This window comes from Rhodobacteraceae bacterium IMCC1335 (assembly GCA_039640495.1).
Lineage (GTDB): Bacteria > Pseudomonadota > Alphaproteobacteria > Rhodobacterales > Rhodobacteraceae > Thalassovivens.
In genome coordinates this window covers 716419-736689 of the sequence record CP046864.1, presented here as the reverse complement: position 1 = coordinate 736689, position 20271 = coordinate 716419, and the positions used below count along the sequence as shown (strand labels likewise).

At 47.1% G+C, this 20271-nt stretch carries 19 protein-coding genes, 1 tRNA gene and 3 pseudogenes; 2 read left to right on the top strand and 21 right to left on the bottom strand.

What is annotated here, in order from left to right; genetic code table 11:
- Window positions 1-31: 31 nt before the first annotated feature.
- The 5 genes and pseudogenes from GN241_03575 to GN241_03555 all read right to left on the bottom strand — a co-directional run bounded on the left by GN241_03575 (window position 32) and on the right by GN241_03555 (window position 4307).
- Window positions 32-112, bottom strand: a pseudogene (locus tag GN241_03575) (prolyl-tRNA synthetase associated domain-containing protein).
- Window positions 109-1344 (bottom strand): annotated as a pseudogene (locus tag GN241_03570) (tyrosine-type recombinase/integrase). The pseudogenes GN241_03575 and GN241_03570 overlap by 4 nt, the downstream one beginning before the upstream one ends.
- Window positions 1345-1491: 147 nt before the next feature.
- Window positions 1492-2337: a glutathione-dependent disulfide-bond oxidoreductase gene (gene yghU / locus GN241_03565; protein XAT56519.1), complete on the bottom strand. Its 846-nt coding sequence runs from the start codon at window positions 2335-2337 to the stop codon at window positions 1492-1494.
- A gap of 160 nt (window positions 2338-2497) precedes the next feature.
- Window positions 2498-3394, bottom strand: a complete 897-nt coding sequence (locus tag GN241_03560; protein ID XAT56518.1) for an EamA family transporter — start codon at window positions 3392-3394, stop codon at window positions 2498-2500.
- Between the two features lies 1 nt (window position 3395).
- Window positions 3396-4307 carry an EamA family transporter gene (locus GN241_03555; GenBank protein XAT56517.1) on the bottom strand — a complete coding sequence of 304 codons (912 nt, stop codon included), beginning with the start codon at window positions 4305-4307 and terminating at the stop codon, window positions 3396-3398.
- Window positions 4308-4505: 198 nt separating this feature from the next.
- On the opposite strand from GN241_03555, the gene GN241_03550 reads away from it, so the two are divergent.
- Both GN241_03550 and GN241_03545 read left to right on the top strand, forming a co-directional pair.
- Window positions 4506-5495: a sterol desaturase family protein gene (locus GN241_03550; protein XAT56516.1), complete on the top strand. Its 990-nt coding sequence runs from the start codon at window positions 4506-4508 to the stop codon at window positions 5493-5495.
- 151 nt (window positions 5496-5646) lie between these two features.
- Window positions 5647-6666, top strand: a complete 1020-nt coding sequence (locus GN241_03545) for a hypothetical protein (GenBank protein XAT56515.1) — start codon at window positions 5647-5649, stop codon at window positions 6664-6666.
- A gap of 343 nt (window positions 6667-7009) precedes the next feature.
- Here the strand turns inward: GN241_03545 and GN241_03540 are convergent, their stop codons facing one another.
- The 16 genes and pseudogenes from GN241_03540 to folK form a co-directional block, all read right to left on the bottom strand.
- On the bottom strand, window positions 7010-8278 hold the full coding sequence (locus GN241_03540) for a TRAP transporter large permease subunit (GenBank protein ID XAT56514.1): 1269 nt from the start codon (window positions 8276-8278) through the stop codon (window positions 7010-7012).
- Window positions 8278-8784, bottom strand: coding sequence for a TRAP transporter small permease subunit (locus GN241_03535; GenBank protein ID XAT56513.1), 507 nt, complete (start codon window positions 8782-8784; stop codon window positions 8278-8280). Before GN241_03535 ends, GN241_03540 begins: the two co-directional genes overlap by 1 nt.
- 36 nt (window positions 8785-8820) lie before the next feature.
- Complete coding sequence (locus GN241_03530; GenBank protein XAT56512.1) at window positions 8821-9855, bottom strand: hypothetical protein; 1035 nt, start codon at window positions 9853-9855, stop codon at window positions 8821-8823.
- 296 nt (window positions 9856-10151) lie between these two features.
- On the bottom strand, window positions 10152-11153 hold the full coding sequence (locus GN241_03525; protein XAT56511.1) for an EamA family transporter: 1002 nt from the start codon (window positions 11151-11153) through the stop codon (window positions 10152-10154).
- A 258-nt stretch (window positions 11154-11411) separates the two neighbouring features.
- Window positions 11412-11486: transfer RNA gene (locus GN241_03520), tRNA-Phe, on the bottom strand.
- Between the two features lie 102 nt (window positions 11487-11588).
- Window positions 11589-12304 (bottom strand): annotated as a pseudogene (gene recO, locus GN241_03515) (DNA repair protein RecO).
- Window positions 12305-12363: 59 nt separating this feature from the next.
- Window positions 12364-12687, bottom strand: coding sequence for a DUF1491 family protein (locus GN241_03510; GenBank protein ID XAT56510.1), 324 nt, complete (start codon window positions 12685-12687; stop codon window positions 12364-12366).
- Window positions 12684-13586: a GTPase Era gene (locus GN241_03505; GenBank protein XAT56509.1), complete on the bottom strand. Its 903-nt coding sequence runs from the start codon at window positions 13584-13586 to the stop codon at window positions 12684-12686. The genes GN241_03510 and GN241_03505 overlap by 4 nt, the downstream gene beginning before the upstream one ends.
- On the bottom strand, window positions 13583-14272 hold the full coding sequence (gene rnc, locus GN241_03500) for a ribonuclease III (GenBank protein ID XAT56508.1): 690 nt from the start codon (window positions 14270-14272) through the stop codon (window positions 13583-13585). Before rnc ends, GN241_03505 begins: the two co-directional genes overlap by 4 nt.
- Window positions 14269-15108 carry a signal peptidase I gene (gene lepB, locus GN241_03495; protein XAT56507.1) on the bottom strand — a complete coding sequence of 280 codons (840 nt, stop codon included), beginning with the start codon at window positions 15106-15108 and terminating at the stop codon, window positions 14269-14271. The genes rnc and lepB overlap by 4 nt, the downstream gene beginning before the upstream one ends.
- 53 nt (window positions 15109-15161) lie before the next feature.
- Complete coding sequence (locus GN241_03490) at window positions 15162-15563, bottom strand: holo-ACP synthase (protein ID XAT56506.1); 402 nt, start codon at window positions 15561-15563, stop codon at window positions 15162-15164.
- Window positions 15560-16315 carry a pyridoxine 5'-phosphate synthase gene (locus GN241_03485; GenBank protein XAT56505.1) on the bottom strand — a complete coding sequence of 252 codons (756 nt, stop codon included), beginning with the start codon at window positions 16313-16315 and terminating at the stop codon, window positions 15560-15562. Before GN241_03485 ends, GN241_03490 begins: the two co-directional genes overlap by 4 nt.
- A 30-nt stretch (window positions 16316-16345) precedes the next feature.
- A complete protein-coding gene (locus GN241_03480; protein XAT56504.1) occupies window positions 16346-17005 on the bottom strand; it encodes a DUF2062 domain-containing protein in 660 nt (219 codons plus the stop codon).
- Window positions 17006-17024: 19 nt separating this feature from the next.
- Window positions 17025-19154, bottom strand: coding sequence for a RelA/SpoT family protein (locus tag GN241_03475; GenBank protein ID XAT56503.1), 2130 nt, complete (start codon window positions 19152-19154; stop codon window positions 17025-17027).
- A gap of 24 nt (window positions 19155-19178) precedes the next feature.
- On the bottom strand, window positions 19179-19532 hold the full coding sequence (locus tag GN241_03470; protein XAT56502.1) for a DNA-directed RNA polymerase subunit omega: 354 nt from the start codon (window positions 19530-19532) through the stop codon (window positions 19179-19181).
- A 70-nt stretch (window positions 19533-19602) separates the two neighbouring features.
- Window positions 19603-20199 (bottom strand): 2-amino-4-hydroxy-6-hydroxymethyldihydropteridine diphosphokinase, encoded by a 597-nt coding sequence (folK, locus tag GN241_03465; GenBank protein ID XAT56501.1) that lies wholly within the window; start codon window positions 20197-20199, stop codon window positions 19603-19605.
- Window positions 20200-20271 lie beyond the last annotated feature (72 nt).

The window sequence follows — 20271 nt, the reverse complement described above, 5'->3', positions numbered from 1 at the left end:
ATCAGGCTTCTTGCGGGATGCAATGGCAGGTATCCAGCTGTTCCATTATCGCATCTGATGAGATTGGAAGGCGATCTTGGAATTTAGACGAGGCATCAACAGCATCGTTCATTTTAAAGCCTTTTCCTGATACTCGGCTCTACTGAGTTCATATCTCTTGCCCGTGAGCATGTCTTTCTTGAGCCTTGGCGTAAGATGGCTGTAGTGGCGCTCAATCATGCCAATGCTGGTGCCCATCTGTATGGCTAAGGCGTGAATATCCATACCATCGTTGATTAATGCAAATGTCGCGTAAGTATGGCGCAGGCTGTAGAGCGTTCTGTTAAGGCCTGTGCGTGGGCATTTGATCAGCTCGCTCTCTTTCATGAATGCGCGGAAGGTCTGGTGTATGTTCTTGCTCACAGTCCCATCAGGCAATCTAAATACTGGCAGATCTAAGCGCTCTTTCAGCAACTGCTCAAAGCTCATGTGATTGAGGTCTTCTGAGCGTTCATGGATGCGTGTGAGATAGTTGATCGTTCCGCTTCTGCAGATGATATCCCGCCTGCCCGTTTTCCCTGTCACGCTCATTTCAAGGTATTGAAGATCATTTTCCTCAAACAGCGTGATGTGTTTCCAGTTTAGGTTAAGTGCTTCAGTTCCGTGGCGCATCCCTGTGTTGGCCAATATGAGCACATAATCCCGCATGAGATATCGCATGTCGGTGGGTTTGCCTGCCTTACCCTGTTTGATCCAATGCGGCAGTTTGCGGATCATGGTTGCGTATTCTTCGCGCGTGAAGTCTGGACGCCGTTCGCTTTTCTCACCCTTATTCACAAGCATTGGCACATTCTTATGTGCCAGAAAGCCCCTTGCCACAGCTTCATCAAACACGCGGTTCATTGCAGAGTTATGTGTGTTGAGTGTACTTACTTTTGGCTCCCTGCCCATCTTAGCTCTGCGCCACTCATAGAAGCTTTGCACCTTCTCATAATCAACGGAGGTTACATACTGCTAACCAAAGTAGGGAATGAGGTAGCGTTCGATGCAAACGATGTAATCTGCATAGACTTTCTTGCCCAATCCAGCATCCAGCTGTGTGCGCATGTCGGCAATTGCCAGACGCGCTACATCTGAGAACTTCTTGGTAATCACAGGCAGGTCGTTCTTGTGTCTGAACTTATATTCTAGGTAGGTGTCGCGAGCGATTTCTTTGGCCTCATTAAGATCTTTTTTCCCAGTGCTAATGCGTATGGGCTTACCATCAATGCTGAATGCAGCCTGCCATCTACGGCTACGTTCGCGACGATAAACACGGACCTCTCCGTCCAAGATCAACACAGTATCATCTCGCAAGTGTCGCACGCCAATCTCCTTGCCAAATTATATGGCTCGCAACACTGACAAGTCTACCAAACTGTGTTTTTGATTAAGAGAAATCCAAAGACCAAAGACTCTGTTCATTCTTTTTAAACACAGTTTATTATTCGTGTTACTTTCAAAAATTCTTTTTTAAAACTCAAAATCTGACGCATCGTGCCTCTCAAGAAGTTGACTAGAAGGGTCGCCGGAAGTGCGGTTCACCATCCGCCCACGTTGAACTGCAGGTCGCTCGTTGATTTTCTCAGCCCACTCTAAAACATTCTTGTAACTGGCTACATCCAAAAATTCCCCAGCTTTATACAATCTACCAAGCACCAACTGTCCATACCAAGGCCAAATAGCTATATCTGCAATGGAATAGCTTGAGCCACTTACAAATTGTACTTGAGCCAGACGCTGATCGAGAACATCTAGTTGTCGTTTAGCCTCCATAGCAAAACGATCAATCGCATATTTTATTTTTTCAGGCGCATAACTATAAAAATGACCAAACCCTCCACCAAGGTAAGGCGCACTACCCATTTGCCAAAAAAGCCAAGATAAACACTCTGTTCTTTCAGTTGGGTTCTCAGGAATGAATCTACCAAATTTCTCGGCCAAGTATAACAGAATTGCCGCAGACTCAAAAACTCGTTGTGGGTTTTCTAAACTGTAATCCATTAGAGCTGGAATTTTAGAATTTGGATTAACTTCCACAAATCCCGATGAAAACTGATCTCCATCGTTAATCCGACAAACCCAAGCATCATATTCAGCTCCCGAGTGCCCCAATAACAATAACTCCTCTAGCATAATAGTTATTTTGACTCCATTTGGAGTTCCTTGAGAATAAAGCTGAAGAGGATGGCGCCCCACAGGTAAATCCTTCTCATGTGTCGCGCCGGCAGTAGGACGGTTAATGCTGGAAAATGTGCCTCCATTATCGCCAGCCATAGTCCATATTTTAGCAGGCTCATAGCCAGTTGGATAGCTCATGTTTGTTGTCCTTTGTTTTGAACTGAACCTTCTCCGACTAAAGTCGAAGAGTTCAGTCTTTAAGATCGCCTGCGGCGCACAGTAGGGTCTTTTCCGACTGAATTCGGAGGTTTTAAAGCAGATTTTAGAAAATAAACTTCTGTAACCGCCTAGATGCTAATTATGTTGCTATGACACCTCTACTAATCTTTTGTTCACGATGGAAAGTGTAAATACCCGTCATCACTATAATCACCGTCCCAGCTAAAGTTGGTTGATCAGGCCATTCGCCAAACATTAAAATCCCGAACCCTATGGCGCCAAGCATAGAAGTGTATCTGAAAGGAGACACAAAACCAATCTCTCCCGTCCGCATCGCCATTACACTGAGTAAAGTAGCAATCAAAACTGCGAAAGCTGCGCCTATGAGCAACATCCATGATGATGTACTTACTGCATGCCATTCTGCCCCAACCATCATGATTCCAGCAAATACAGCACTGCCGATAGCTGTCGATAGAACGACAGTAATTGTGGGCACTTCCTGCGCAAGTTTACGCGTCGCAATTTCTCTTATGGTAATGAAAATAATTGCTGCTAAAGCTGATAATGAATAAACATTAAAACCGTCCAGACCAGGTCGGACAACGATTAGAACACCCAGAAATCCTACGAGAATGGCGCTCCACCGCCGCCACCCAATGGGCTCTGCAAGAAAAAGCGCTGCCGCCATCGTTACGGCTAGAGGTAGTGCTTGTAAAATAGCTGTGACATTGGCTAAAGGCATATATTTAAGGGCTGTCAAAAAAGCGACCGTCGTGCAAATCTCAGCACCCACCCGCAACCATATTAGGCGTATGTCCTGTTTGGCTAAGTTTCTAAGTGTGACTTTGGTAACCCAGACCATCAGCAAAACTGGTGGAACTGTAATGATACTGCGTAAAAATACTGCTTGGAACAATGCGATCTCAGAAAATAAAAATTTCATAAAGGCATCATTGATAACGTAGGCAAATACGCAGCCAGTCATCAGAGCCGCGCCTTTCATGTTATTATTAAGACGCATCAATAATCCCAAATCATGTTTTCATTCTGTTTTGATGTTCAAACAATGCAATGCCACCAAATACAAAGATCATCGCAGAAAGGTGGTAAAGACTGAAAATTTCGCCCAAGAGTATCACCGCAATGACGGCGGAAAATACAGGTACTAGATTAGCATATAATCCAGCTGATCCAGAGCCTATCAGATCCACACCACGCATGAAAAATACCTGTGAAACAAATGATGGAACGAGAGCAATGTAAAGAATAATCAACCACCCCTTTGGTCCAGGCATGATGGTTCCATATACTGCGTTTTCAATTACCATTAACGGTATTGTCATCACGAAAGCAGCAATCGAGAAATAGCCCAACATAACCAGCCCTGAAACCTTTGGCCTGTTTTTCAGTCCGATAGCATACCCTGCATAAAAGACACATGCGACAAGCATCAACAAGTCACCAGTGCTAAAGGTTAAGAGCAATAGGTTTTCGATTGAGCCTTTAGACACCATTACAAGCACACCGATGAACGTTATTATAAGTCCGAAAATTTGTAATATATTTATGCTAGACCCAAATATGAAAAATGAACCAAGTAGGATCATGCCAGGCATCGTGCTTTGTATAATACCCAAGTTTACTGCGGTCGTGCTATGTGCTGCGATATAGAAAAGCGCATTAAACATGCTCAACCCAAAACCACCCATCAGAAAAACCCATTTAAGCCTATTACGAATGGCGGGCCATTCTTTGATCATCTCTTTTCCATGCAAAGAAAAGATTAGTAGAACAACTAGTCCCCAACGCAAGAAAATCAGCATCATGGGTGAAACTTCCCCAACCGCAAGGCGACTGGCAACGGCATTACTGCCCCAACCTAATGTAGCGAGACAAAGCACTATCGGAGCATTTGCATAAATACGAGAAACAAAGGAGACAGCCATATGTTGTCTCTAGATCATACGCAAGTTTGAGCAAGTTATTTTATAGTAAGTAACAATCAAAAGCATGCCCCACTGCTCAGATTTTTTTAAAGAACACGTTTACATACTAGTCGTTTTTTCACAATTCGTATGTCGTTTAAATTGGTGCGCGCACAGATTGGATGCTTACGCTGAGTATTGCCGATCGCGGAGAGTATGATGCCAGAACATTCCGAAACCTCATCAAATTCAAATTGGAATTATCATCCAGAGTTACCACTGGCCGATAGTTCTATATTCAAATGGCCTCCAGATCCAAGCTTTGCAGCCAACTGGCTCAGAACTAACTGGTTAAGCCTATCCGAACGTGTTCTGATGTTGCTGCTCGCCATTTTACTATGGATTTGGGTTTATCCAGATTTGGAAGCCGCTAAGGAATTTTCTTTTGGCTGGATAGCCCAAGTTTGGATAATCAACCTTGCCCTGGTGAGCAGTATTGCCGGAGGGCTGCATCTTTGGTTCATCAAGTACAAGAAGCAAAACAAGAGCCTTAAATTTGACCGTCGCGACCAAGGAAAAAATAACAAACTTTGGAGTTTCTCTGATCAGGTTAAAGACAATATGTTTTGGTCGCTTGGCTCAGGCGTTACTCAACTAACCGCCTTTCAAGCGGTTACAATGTGGATGATGGCCAATGGATATGCGCCTACCGTAACGCTAAGCTTAAACCCTGTTTGGTTTCTTCTGGCATTTCTACTGCTCCCGATATGGTCGGCCTTTCATTTTTATTGGGTGCACAGGCTGTTACATGTTCCGCTCCTTTACAGAAAAGTGCACTCTCTACATCATCGCAACGTCAACATTGGCCCATGGTCTGGATTATCCATGCATCCAGTTGAGCATTTTCTTTATTTGTCATCCCTATGCATTCACTGGTTTGTTGCCAGCCACCCAATACACTTGATTTTCCATATTATTTACCAAGGGCCTGGTGCCGCTATGACCCATACAGGTTATGAAGATCTGCTAATCAAAGACAAACGCCGATTAGCATTAGGGACGTTCTATCACCAACTGCATCACCGCTATTACGAATGCAACTATGGTAATCAAGAAATGCCTTGGGATAGATGGTTTGGAACTTTCAATGACGGAACCGAGGAAGCAACGCGTGTCACCCGTGAACGCAAGAAAACGATGCATACATAAACTACATCAAAATCTTAAACGCTTAGATTTTATATCCGTATCCAATCATAGGATATGCAATATTGGCAAAAAACCTTTCATAGTGGCACTGAAGGATCTAGCGGTTTTAAACTGTTGGATTTGTATGGGGAGTAATTGAACGGTGACCAACATGAATTCTCGAATAAATAGACCAGCAATGGGAATTGCTACGCTAGTAAGTTCTCAAAACAAAAGAACCTACTGGGAATTTCTGAAAACGTTTGAAGCTGGTAATTTGCAGGCAATAGAACTCGGTGTGAACGAAAATTTTAGTGAGGTCGCGGAAATAAATGGTAGCCATCCGATTAATGAAGCAGAGTCTGGGGTCGGATATTATTCAGATATAATTGCACCAATTGCGCAGTCACTGGATGGTTTTACCCGCCAAAATTACATTGTTCTTGCAGGGGAATACCAGGGCTCCGAGTGGGTTACTTCTACGGGCTATTTTTACGGGCACTTTCGAAAACCGTTGTTCGGTATTCCTCCGAGTAACAAAATGGCGTTTTTGCGTTTTGGCGAATTTCACAAAATGGAAGACGGGAAAATCACCGAAACATATGTGTATTTGGGTCTTGCAGAATTAATTATCGCGTTGGGTCGATGGCCATTGGCATCTAGCAGCGGATATGAGGGCCTCGTTCCTGGGCCTGCTTCGCATGACGGTATCTTTATTGAAAGTTCCGAGGCAGATATATCAAGAGCCAGCGCGGACTTGGTAGAGGGAATGCTTAAACGATTAGCAACCGAGGACGCTCAATGGAAACCTTATTGGAGCAATAATATGGTCTGGTATGGTCCTGGTGGAATGGGCACATACTCAACTATTGATGCTTTTGACACATTTCAGCGCCCATTCGAGAAAACCTTTGCAGGCTGGGGTGATGGGAAAAAAGATGGAATTACTGGGGTTAGTGCTGACTGCAAGGCAGGAGACGGCGAATACGCATTTCTCCATGGTTGGAAAATGATCACGGGTGTTCATGTGAAACCATTTCTTGGTATTGAGCCTACAGGCAACCGAGTATTCATGCGTGATTGTGATTGGTGGCGATGTTCAAACGGTAAAATAGTTGAGAACTGGTGCATGCTGGACACATTGCATCTCGCTTTACAGTTGGGCAGGGATGTCATTAGTGAAATATCATAACGACAGAATAGTGTCTTCGATAAACCCATCACCAAGAAAAATAGTCATCGAAGTTCCAGCAAGTCTATGGTCAGTTGTAATATCCTTATACAGAAGAAAGAACTGTGTCCTACCAATAGGGTTAAGACGTAGTGTTTGAGCCCGAAATCTAGCCCTACAAACACGCAAAAAAGTGTGTGTTTGGTGTGTTTTTGAAATACACACGCATAGCGTTAGTAGCGAAAAATTAAGTCATTGATATTACATTTAAAAGTGGTTCCCGGTGGCGGATTTGAACCACCGACACACTGACTAATAGATCTCAGGAACATTAGTCTTAGAGTCAAATACTGATTTGCAATCACTATCTTAACATACTTGGCAACCAAGTTGAGGCCACGGGTAGGAATATCATCAAAACACCATAGATAATTCCAACCCCAACAAAGAGTGGTACTTCTTTAAACGCTTTGGCAGGATCTTCTCGTATCACACCAGCTGCTGTATATATTCCAACACAAACGGGCGGTGTAATCATTCCAATACCTGCAAAAGCTACAAATACAACATAAAGATGCAAAAGGTTTTGATTTAAAGACAAAACAAGGGCGGCAAATACCGGAACTGTTAAGTAAAACACCGGAACGATTTCTATGAAAGTTCCTAAAATCAAACAGATTAAAGCTAAGGCAAACCAAAATACATATATACCAGCTCCCATATCAGTGAAAAAACTGATTATTTTTTGGGGCAATTGAGTATAGGTCAGCACCACGCTGAGAAAGGTTGCTGTAGCAATGATTGAAAAAATCACTGCCGTTATTGCCGCTGTCTCTTTTAAGCATTTCAAAAGGCCTTCAATTGTTAACTCACGATATATTATAAAACCCATAATGACTGCCCAAAGTCCTGCAATTGCCGCTGACTCAGAAGGCGTGAGTAAACCGGCATAAATCCCACCTAAAATGATAATTGGGGTGATTAACGCTGGTAACGCTTTTTTTGCTGCTTCGAGCCTTTCCATCCCAGTTGCTTTATCTGTACCCGCTATATCTCTGCATTTGATCAAAACAATCGCGATCATAAAAAGTAATAAAATCAACCCTGGAATAACACCTGCAGCAAAGGTTTGCGAAACGGGAACATTCGTCAGCGCACTGAATAAAATTGCGGCATTCGAAGGTGGAATAAGGGCCTCTAATAATGCCGCTGATGCAGCCAAAACGACGACGAAAGGCTTCGGGTACCCATGCTCTATCATTTTTGGCATCATAATTGTTCCAACCGCCGTTATAGCAGCCAAAATCGATCCACAGAACGCAGCAAAAAAGCCCATAGAAATAACCATGGCTATTGCCAGCCCACCGGGCCAATGACCTACTAGAGAAGTCGCAAAACTAACCAATCTCGTAGCGGCACCACCCCTGAGCATCGCTGTGCCCGCAAATACAAAAAGAGGCACTGCTATTAGTATATGTTTGGTGAGTGCACCGAATGACACTTGAATTAATACTGACCAAGGCAGGCTTAACCCCAAAATTGCTGCTATAGAGCTTCCAATCCCAAAAACTAGGAAAACTGGAACAGAAAAAGATAGCAAAACCAACGCTACTATAAATGCCAAAAGATACATTAATTAGCCTCTGACGCTCGAGGTTTCAGATCGGAAATTGCTTTAAATGTAAGCTCAAGTGCAAAAGAGCCTAAAATTAGGAATCCTATCGGAAAAGACAAATACATCCACCAAATCGGAATATCTAATTCTAATTCCATCATTTGGCCCAGATTATAATATAGAAGTGTGGCATCCAAACCCGCCTTAAAAAATATAATAGAAGCAAACAAAGCGGTTAGATTTATTAGGACTTTCAGTATTTTTGTTTGCTTCAACGATGCAACTGACGAAATGAAATCAACCTGTATATGATTTCCCTCTCTTAAAAGTGGTCCTAAAAGAGGGAAAACCAACCAGCAAACCAATACTGGAGGTAATTCAATTAACCAGTCATAGCCGGTACCTGATAAATAGCGAGTAATGGCACTAGTGCTAAGTGCCACTACCATTATTGCAATAATCGTCATACCCAAGAAGTAAGCAATTTTTGTTAGAATATTGTTGATCTTCGTTAAAATCGACATTGCTTATTTCCGTAACCGCCTCGTTAAAGAAACGGCTTATTGACGTGCAAACTTTTCTGCCTCTAGCAAAACTTCGCTATCGAACATATCTGCCATCGCAGGCATCACTTTATCGGCCATCATCGCGTTGAATTTTGCTTTTTCGGACCCACTCAGAGTAGTTACGATGCCACCGCGATCAACAAATTTGCTCAGTGTATTTTCACCGGCGTCCAAAATTGTATTCGTGGCAAGCTCTCCAACTTCAGCTCCAACTTCCATTACCAAGCTTTGAAGATCTTCTGGCAATGAATCGAACCAGTCTCGGTTGGCCATGATATATGCATCTGCAAAATATTGGTACGGCTTTTGAGCATATTCCAAATATTCCCACCAACTGTATGCTTCGATGCTTCCAGGAGGACTATTTATGGTATCAATCATACCCGTTTGCAAAGCCGTATAAACTTCACCAGTGGGTAATGAAACGGTATTTGCTTCATAGGCATCCCACATGGGACGTTCACTTTTCAAGAGAGCTCGGGCCTTAAGCCCCTTCATAACGTCAATTCCTGTTAGCTCACGCGCACTAGAAAAAGTCATTACAGGACCAACCGGATTATACATAATTAGCTTAGAATTACTCTTTTTTGTTAAATCTTCCCAAACCGCTTTGCCTGCTTCAGATTCTTTAAAGAAGGCTCGCTGCTGGTCATATGAAGAAAATAACCCTGGATAAGAAGCAACATTAAAGTTTTTATTAATGGGTGGAAAACTCACCACACCAACAACTCCACCCAACTCTACCGCGCCAGAGGTTATGGCTCCCATAACCTCTCGAATACCGAAAAGTTGTTTTGATGGATAAAATTGAATCGTCAATCGTCCATCCGAGCGTTTTGTCACTTCATCTGCGAAAATCTGTGAGTGAATTGCGCTCTGGTGCTTAGGACTCCAATGTCCGGACATCCTCGCTACAAAATTTTCTGCAAAGGCAGACGAAGTCAACGTTGTCAGAGCTATCGAAGCTAAAACGCCAAATGGCATGAAATCATATCGAGGACTTTTTCTTTTTGATAAAGCTTTAATCATCTTATGTTCTCCCTTTTTAAAACTATTCTCTCTCTGGAGAAGTTGACAAGCATGACACTATTAGAAATTAGGTTTTAAGGAAGAAAAATATTTCTTATTTCCGTAACGTAAACTGCAAACTCAATGAGTTCGAAATAAACCGAAGTTATGTTCAACAAGTGGTTTAGGCATACTTTGGACAGAAAAAGCGCGCTACTTAGTGCAAGTTCCAGCTAATTTTCTATGCATCTTAGCAGTGCCAAATACGGCCTGATCTTTATTCAATAATAGAAAAATGTTTTCTTAGAATTGTTCTGTCACTCAGCCGTTTCTTCAGTCATCTTCATACCAGAAGACGCAGGCATCGGTACACTAGAAGCCACCTCGATCTGAAGTTTGCGCTCTCGATACACAGTATAGACTCCACCAAATAGAATAAGAAGCATTCCAATCCAGGAAAGCGTATCTGGCCATTCATTCCATATGAAAATACCCCACAGAACGCTAACTGGTATTGCCACATATTCAAACGGCGCAATAAGAGATGCTTCAGCGTTTCTATATGCATAGGATGATGCAAAAGAGAGAAATAGCACTGCGAAGGCACACACAATAAAGAAAGCGCATTCTAAAAACGTCGGAAAAACTGTTTGCCTAAGCAAAAAATCTACTGATTGATTACCAGACTGCTCCCAATTTCCAGTTAAATTGTAAGCAAGAAGCGGTAACGCAGAAACCAGATAACATAAGTGCTGTATAGTTATCAGACCCGGTAGATCTCCCACCCCTTTCAATCGACGCGTAACAACTTGGAATATCGCGTAACTTACTGCAGAACCAAGCGCCAAAAGCATTTCCAATTTAAAAAAGCTTGTCCCTGGTCTCATAATCAGTGCAACGCCCAATAAAGCCAACACGACAGCAGTGATACGATGGGAACCAATCTTCTCTTTTAAAAAAACAGCGGATAACGCAGTAATTAGCAACGGTGATAGAAAGAAAATCGATACTACTGTTGAAATAGGCAAACTTGATAGCGCTAAAAAATAAAGATACATGGCTGCAACCAAACACATTCCGCGCAAAACAAATAACAAGATTGTCCTTGAATTCAGCGCTAACATGGAGCGTAATCCATTTGTGAAGACTGCCAAGATGGCGAGAGATATAACAGCTCGCATAGCCACAATTTCGGCTAAAGGCAGACGCTGACTCATTACTTTAATAAGCGCGTCGTTTAATGGAATAAATGACATGCCTAAAACTAGAAGCAGTATTGCTTTCAACGCATGTTCCTGTTGATTAGCTGCTTGTTGCAATTTGAATTATCCTAGAAAATAAGTTCAAATATTAGTGTGAACTCTTAACTATAGAATACTTTACCATATGCGACTGCTAGATGCGTCGCAATTCAATCAGGCACGAGACTATGTTCTCCCAATAGGGTTAAGACACAGTGTTTAAGCCCGAAATCCAACCCCAAAAACACGCAAAAAAGTGTGTGTTTGGTGTGTTTTTAAAATACACACGCATAGCGTTAGTATCGGAAAAATAAGTCATTGATCTTTTGTTGAAAATGGTGCCCGGGGGCGGATTTGAACCACCGACACGAGGATTTTCAGTCCACTGCTCTACCCCTGAGCTACCCGGGCACTGAAGCGCCTGAGCCTTCAGTGCGGCGGTTTTAGGACCTGTAGCACAAACTGTCCAGAGCTATTGCTATAAATTCTTGTTTCTAGATCAAATTTCTACCGCTATCCGATCAAATCAATCAAACGGCCCCGCGCCGAGGGTAAGCGATCAATCCCCAAATTCGCGCATACATGGCCTGCCAGAAAATACTCGGTGACGCGCAAGCCCGAACCAATCTCTTTATCCTCAAAAGCAGGTGCGCCCAACATCACGGGCGGCAGAGGCAATAAGCGCTGCGCCCAAGCGCCCGCCCCTTCGGCAGAGACTGCCCGCCCTGTTTTTGGAGAAACATAGATTAAATTTTCAAGCGCACCCGTGACCGCGCAGCGGCTAAGATCCAGTCCATAGCCAAGACTATCCAATAACAACATTTCCCACTGCAGATAGGCGAGCGGCCAAACATTGCCCTGCCCTAAAAGATCTAGCAATTGCTCGCTGCGCTGATAAAGCTCTGGCATGGCTTCACGCTCTGGCATCAAGCGCGACAGCAGGGCTGTAACCGCATTCAAGCCCGCCAAAGCCAATCGATCGCTCAGAGCCGCGGCGCTGCGACTACGCACAGGCTCGATTGTGAACTTTCCCAAATGCGTCTCTAACCTAGCCCGCCAATGAATATCAACTTGCGAACCGGGCTGCAAAACCGCCGCCATTTTGCGCGCCCGCCCGCCCGGCACAACCCCAGATGCCGCCCTTGGCTGGGCGTTAGAACATCTACAATGACAGAAGTTTCACCATGCAAACGGCGGCTTAAAAGGATTCCCGTATCGCGCCATTCCATTTTGATACCCTATCTCACCGCCGCCCCTTTGCGAAAGCTTAGCATAGCGGTCTGCGCTTTTACACATAGTCATCTAAAAAATGCCGGCCTGCACGGTCTTCAACTTCGATCACCCAAAGATCCGGATCAAATCCCAATTGCCGCTGCAGCGCTTTATCAATTTGTTCTTCTGTGCCTTGTTCCAGCTGTTGCCAGACACGATCGCCAGTTTGCAGATCAAACCCGCGCTGAAACAGGCAGGCCTCGCCGTCTAATTTTGCCAATTTAACGAGCACCGCGCCAGCGGTATCATCCCCATGGGCCAATATATAGGCCGGGATGTTTTCAAGCGTCAGACGGCGCAGATAGGCTTGCACCCAAAAGACAGCCGTCAGCCGGGTCATCCATTTCCATCCTTAAAATCCAAGCCCATTTCACTGTAGCGCGCCGCATCTTCCAGCCATTTCTGCCGCACTTTCACTTTGCAAAATAGATGGACGCGACGCTCTAGAAAGCCTTCCAGCTCTTCGCGCGCCGCTTTTGATACGGCCTTTATAGTTTCGCCTTTATTGCCGAGCAAAATACCCTTATGCCCATCACGCACCACATAGATCACTTGATCCACGCGGGCACTGCCATCGGGGCGCTCTTCCCAGCTTTCTGTTTCAACCGTCAGCTGATAGGGCAGTTCCTGATGCAATCTCAGCGTCAATTTCTCCCGCGTCATTTCAGCCGCAATCATGCGCAGTGGCAAATCAGCGATCTGGTCTTCCGGATAGAGCCATGGGCCTTCGGGCAGCTCTTGCCCCAGCCAGGCCCGCAAATCCGGCACACCATGTCCCCGCTCCGCAGAAATCATAAAGGTTTTCTCAAACGCAAAGGCCGCGTTCAGCTGCTGCGTCAAGGCTAGAAGCGCGTCTGATTTAACCCGATCAATTTTATTGATTGCCAAAATAACCCGACGATCCCCTAATTCTTTAAGCTGGTCTAAAATGCTCTGAACACCAGAGCTGATGCCGCGATGCGCTTCCACCAGAAGCACCACGATATCTGCATCCATCGCGCCGCCCCAAGCCGCCGCCACCATCGCCCGATCAAGACGCCGCCGCGGTTTGAAAAGCCCCGGCGTGTCCACGAACACCAATTGTGCGGACCCTTCCATACAAATTCCACGAATACGCGCGCGCGTTGTTTGCACTTTATGCGTAACAATCGATACTTTCGCACCAACCATTCTGTTCAAAAGCGTCGACTTCCCAGCATTGGGTTCACCAATCAGCGCGATAAAGCCTGCCTGGGTCACGTGTCCGCCTCCATTGTGTTTAAAAGGGCTTGCGCCGCTGCTTGTTCTGCGGCGCGTTTGGTGCCGGCTTTGGCCCGCGCCGACGGGCCGTCGGAAAGTTGGGCCTCGATTTCAAAGACTGGCGCATGATCCGGTCCATCGCGCCGCTTGGTTAGATAGGTTGGAGGCGGCAATCCGCGCGCCTGTGCCCATTCCTGCAGGGCAGTTTTTGCATCGCGGGTGTCCTGCCCGTCAACGGTTTGCAAACTGCGGTGCCAGAGGCGCAACACAAGCGCCTGCGCCGCCTCCATGCCACCATCAAGATAAACCGCCGCAATCACCGCTTCCATCGCATCGCCCAGCAAGGTTTGCTTGCGCCGCCCCCCCGTTATCATTTCTGATCTACCCAGTTTTAACACCGCTCCCAGATCAATATCGCGTGCGATTTCGGCGCAGGTTTCTTTGCGCACCAACGCGTTATAACGCAAAGCCAAAATTCCCTCAGACGCCTCTTGATCCTGCGCCAACAAAGCCTGCGCGATCACCAACCCAAGCACGCGATCGCCCAAAAACTCCAAACGCTGATAATCCCGGCGGGTGCTTGTGCCTTTTGAAGCATGCGTGACGGCTTCAATCAAACCAGACGGCTGTTTAAACCGATAGCCCAGCCGGGTTTGAAAAAGCGCCAGATCACTAGCGATTTTCACTGAACCGCCTTAAAAAACCGATCTGCGCGCCAGGTCCAAAAATACAACATTGAGCGCCCAGCCGAAGAGAACATGATGCGATCAGCGCGCCCAATTAAATCCTCATATTTCACAAATCCAACACCATTGCTGGCTTGGTGTACCCGGCTATCTGTTGAATTATCCCGATTGTCACCGATGAAAAAATATTCACCCTCTGGCACGGTGAAAATGCCTGTATTATCCAATGACTGTTTCCCGATATTCAGCGTTGTATATTCCACACCGTTGGGCAGGGTTTCAATAAAACGTTGCTTTTCACAAACACCGCCTAACCCGACGGCGCCGTTAAAACACCGCGGCCGATTTCCAAAGTAGCCTTGCGGCTCCATAATTTCCTTAAAAAGACCATCTGGTTTTTGATCAACGGCTTGCCCGTTGATCAACAGTTGGCCGTTTTTCATTTGCACTTTATCACCGGGCGTTCCGATCAAACGTTTGATGTAATCGCGCCCGGAAACCGGATGACGAAACACCACCACATCGCCTTGTTGAGGCGTGCCTCCAAACAAGCGCTTATTGTCGTTTCGGGTAAACCCGCAGAGATCTTTTGCATCGACGTTCAATCCCAAACGCGGAATGATCAGGCTGGGGCAAGATGCATAGGAATAGCCATAGGCCATTTTATTCACAAAAAGAAAATCACCGATCAACAGCGTTTCTTTCATAGACCCCGATGGGATCCAAAATGGCTGAAAAAATAAAGACCGAAACACCCCTGCAAGAAGCAAAGCATAAACAATTGTTTTTATCGTTTCAAAGATAGAAGCCAGCGGTGATTGGGCTTCAGTGGTCATGACGTTCTCCTGCATCCAAATTTTGGCTTAAATGGGCCTTTGACGCATGCGTGTCAAGGCAAGAGGCGAGCCTCAATCACCACGAAAGCTTGGGCCCAAGGATGATCATCGGTCAGCGTCACATGCACCACGGCCTGATGCCCCTCGGGAGTGAGGCTGTTTAACCTTTCAAGCGCCCAGCCAGATAATGCCATCACCGGTTGGCCCGTTTTCAGATTGCTGACGGCCATATCCTTCCAGCTTATCCCCATGCGCAAGCCGGTGCCCAGCGCTTTTGAGCAGGCTTCCTTTGCGGCCCACCGCTTGGCATAGGTGCCCGCTTCATCTTTGCGGCGCTTTGCCTTGGCTTGTTCGATATCGGTAAAGACGCGGTTGCGAAACCGGTCACCATGGCGTTCAAGAACCCCTGCGATACGCTCAATATTCGCAAGATCTGTTCCGATCCCCAAAATCATGCCGGCGCGCGCGCTGCATCCATCAGACGGCGCATTTCTTCAATCGCCGGTGCAAGCCCGCGAAAAATTGCCTCACCGATCAGGAAATGACCGATATTCAACTCTATAACTTCGGGAAAGGCTGCCACAGGTTGTACGGTATCATAGGTCAGGCCATGACCCGCATGCACTTCTAAACCAATACTATGGGCAAAGCTGGCCATTTCGCCCAACCGCTCCAACTCTGCATCGCGCTCCGCAAAGCGCCCCTCCGCGTGCAGATCGCAATACGCCCCGGTATGCAATTCGATCACTTGCGCCCCGATACGGTTTGCGGCTTCGATCTGCTGCTGGTCCGCGGCAATGAAAATGGAGACGCGACATCCGGCTTCGCGCAATGGCGCAATATAATGCGCTAGTTGGTTTTCTTCGCGCGCGACCTCTAGGCCGCCTTCTGTGGTGCGTTCCTCGCGCTTTTCAGGCACTAAACAAATGGCATGCGGCTTATGGCGCAGCGCGATTTCTTGCATTTCTGCGGTTGCCGCCATTTCAAAATTTAGCGGCACGCGCAGAATATCCATCAATCCATCAATATCCGCATCAGAGATATGCCGGCGATCCTCGCGAAGATGCGCCGTAATACCATCCGCCCCCGCCTCTTGCGCCAATTGCGCCGCCCTCAGCGGATCCGGATAGGCGCCGCCCCGCGCATTGCGCACGGTTGCAACATGATCGATATTCACACCCAGCCGCAGCTGCCCTACAGGCTTCATGCCGCTCTCCTTCGCTCTATATAGCGTAAACTAGTGCGGACGATGCGTTTCGTCATCAGATTTCAAAGCTTTTTTTCGAAGCGCAATTAATTTTTCACGCAAGGCACCTTTTCGGCGCTTTTGATAGGCCCGAATGATCGGCACGCTGAGATAATATCCAACCGCCCCGGTCACAACGCCCGGAAAAATACCACCCACCATATAGGGAAAGAAAATTTCGTTATAAAAGGTCATGAGATTGGTCCAATCAACCTCTTCCCCAGAATAACCTGCTAATAAATTATCTCTTAGATCGCGCCATGCATCTAAAAACTTACCCCCAAAGGAGCGGGTGCTTTCCACATTTTCCGCTCTGCTACCCAAGATGAAATGCCCGGTCTGCAAGGACACAAGCCCAATCGGGATATAGGTTAGCGGATTGCCGAAAAACGTCGCGAGCAACGCAGCCAGAGCATTGCCATTAAACACGCGCGCCAGAAGAATGGCGGCAACAAAATGCAAACCGTAAAACGGAGTGAATGTTGTAAAAACGCCAACCCAAATGCCGCGCGCAATGCGCTCGGGCGTATCGGGCAAGCGCCGAACCCGATGTTTCACGTATTGAAACGCCCGTGACCAGCCACCTTTGGGCCACAGCAAGTCGCGCATGATGTTTATCACCGCTCGCCTGTCACGTCGTTTAAATACCACTGAGCACCTCTGATTCTTCTTAGCTTTCGTTTACGCCGCGATGCGCAGCGCGTAAACGACGAACTGAGGCCACTTCACCTTCTGCCTGCAAAACCGTGGTGACCGCATGAAGATGTTCGATATCGCGCAGATCCACGTCAATATTCAGGCGATAAAAATCAGGGTTTCGATCGATAAACTCGAGATCCGAAATATTGGCCCTCTGTTCCCCGATCAACGTACAGACGCGCCCCAAAACGCCCGCATCATTGCCCAGCGTCATCTGCAGCGTCACCGGATACACAGCCGCGTGCTGCCCAGAATGCCAATGCAAATCCAGCCATAATTCGGGCAAATCTTCATAATCTACCAGCATTTGGCAATCAATTGAGTGCACTGCAACGCCATGTCCATGCGCTGCAATCCCGACAATCCGCTCTCCTGGCAGGGCCTGACAACAGGGCGACCGGTTGAAGGATTGCCCCGCCGATAAGCCGATCACCGCGCGGCGCATATCAACATCAACAGCTTCTTTTCCGCCCAGCTTAGGATAGACGCTGCGCACCACATCGCGGGCGCTGAATTCAGCGCTTCCCATCCGCGCCAATAACTCATCAAGATCGCCGACACCCATTTTCTTAGCCGCCGTTTCAAGCACTTTATCCGTGGCGCGCTTGCCCACATGCTCAAAAGCCGCGCGCGCCAATTCCTGACCCATCACGATGAATTTTTTACGATCTGCATCTCTGAGAGCGCGTCGAATGGCGGTTTTGGCTTTGCCAGTCTCGGCCATTTGCAACCAAGTGGGTTGCGGATTTTGACCTTGCGCAGTGATGACCTCAATCGATTGGCCATTGCGCAGACGGGTCCATAGGGGCACTCGCAGCCCGTCAACTTTCGCCCCCACGCAAGAATTGCCGATTCGCGTATGAATGGCATAGGCAAAATCAATCGGCGTTGCACCTTTGGGAAGCTTGATCACATCACCCTTTGGCGAAAAGCAAAACACCTTATCCGAATACATCTCGAGCTTTACAGCTTCGAGAAAATCAAAATGATCATGATCGGAATCAAACTGCGCGATCAGAGAGTTAATCCATTGAAAGGGATCCACAGTGAATGGATTTTCACTGCGCACGCCATCCCGATAAGACCAATGGGCTGCCACGCCGCTTTCCGCAACATCATGCATTTGCTGGGTGCGGATTTGTACTTCTACGCGCTTACCATCCCGCCCAGACACCGTGGTGTGAATTGATCGGTAGCCGTTGGATTTTGGTTGGCTGATATAATCTTTGAACCGCCCTGGTACGGCCCGCCAACGCTGATGGATAACCCCGAGCACGCGATAACAATCGGCTTCACTCTGGGTGAGAATCCGAAACCCATAAATATCGGATAACCGCGAAAAGGCCAAATCCTTTTCCTGCATTTTACGCCAGATCGAATAGGGCTTTTTGGCCCGCCCAAACACTTGCGTTGAGATATTGGCCTTGTCCAATTCATGGTTCATATCGCCGGTAATGCGCAATACCACATCGCCCGTTTCTTTTTGCAATTTGATAAAACGGCGCATGATGGACGAGCGCCCTTTGGCGTTCAACACTTTAAACGACAAATCTTCCAAATCTTCGCGGATCGATTGCATGCCCATGCGGCCCGCAAGGGGCGCAAAAATATCCATGGTTTCACGGGCTTTTTGAACCTGTTTAGCCGGGCGCATTGCGCGGATGGTGCGCATATTGTGAAGCCTGTCCGCCAGCTTAACCAAAATAACCCGCATATCCTGCGCAATCGCCATCAACAGTTTGCGGATATTCTCGGCTTCTTTGGTTTCAGTGGAACTGAGCTGCATATTGGTTAACTTAGTGACGCCATCCACCAATTTGGCAACTTCTGGGGTAAAGCGGTCCGAAATATCCTGAAGCGTTGAGCCTGTATCTTCAACTGTGTCATGCAATAGGGCTGTCACAATCGAGGCATCATCCAACCTCTGACCGGCCAAAATTTCGGCCACGGCGACGGGATGCGTAAAATACGGCTCTCCAGATTTACGCAGCTGCCCCTCATGCTTCATCCGCCCATAGGCATAGGCTTGCATAATCAGCTTTGAATTTGATTTAGGATTGTATTGAGCAACCTGTTCAGCAAGGCCTTCAGCAGACAGCATAAGCTCATGAACCCTTAAGGCAGATTACCCTTGGCCCTGAGCGGCCATCAAAGCGCGAAGCAGTTTTTCTTCTGACATATCATCATCCGCAGGCTGATCTGCTTCACCGCCCATCAGCAAGGCCATTGCGTCGTCTTCAGGCTCATCCACTTCGATCTGCGTCTGGTTTGATTCGATCAGGCGTTCCTTCAGGGCGCCGGAGGATTGCGTTTCATCTGCAATCTCGCGCAAAGACACCACAGGATTTTTATCGTTATCGCGATCAACCGTAATCGGCGATCCGGAAGAGATTTCGCGCGCCCGGTGAGCTGCCAGCATCACAAGGTCAAACCGGTTAGGAACTTTGTCGACGCAATCTTCTACGGTAACCCGGGCCATTCTCTACTCCGCTTCAATTTGATCAGAAAAAGTCTCATTACGCCCAGATGCCCCAAATTACAAGAGCCAATCAAAGGGCGCGTAATTCCGCGCGCAAAGCCTTTGGCAAAGCGCCAAACATCTGCGCCACGCTCAATCCCAGCACCGGATGACGCCATTCTGGTGCAATCTCCATCAGCGGGCCCAGAACGAAAGCCCGCTCATGCAGGCGCGGATGCGGTAAAATCAGGGTGTCGGGCGCTATGCTTTGTTGTCGCGCCGCGTCTAAGTTATACCAACGTTGAAATTCAGCCGTATTCGGCAAAACAACATCCGCGCAAAATAACAGATCCAAATCCAAACAGCGTGCGCCCCAACGCTTGATCCGGCGGCGCCCAAAATCAGCTTCCACTTTGTGTAAGGCACTTAAAAGACCCTCCGCAGGCAGGGGCGAGCGAATCAGGGTTGCAGCGTTTACGAAATCGGGGCCGCTGCCTGCGGGAAAGCTTGCTGTCTGGTAATATCGACTCACCCGCACGACCTCAATCTGAGGCAGTTGCGAAAGGGCCTTTAACGCCGCATTTAATAGCTCGGCCGAGGTCAGACCTTGCCAAGTTTCATTGCTTCCCAATGCAATCGCGCTACATTTCGAGAAGGGGTGATTTGACCAATCCTTTGGCGTGTCCATTTGACTTGCAAGCCCGTTGAAAATACTTAAGTTAAGCTACCGAAACGGCGACTTTGATGCGAAGGCTCACCG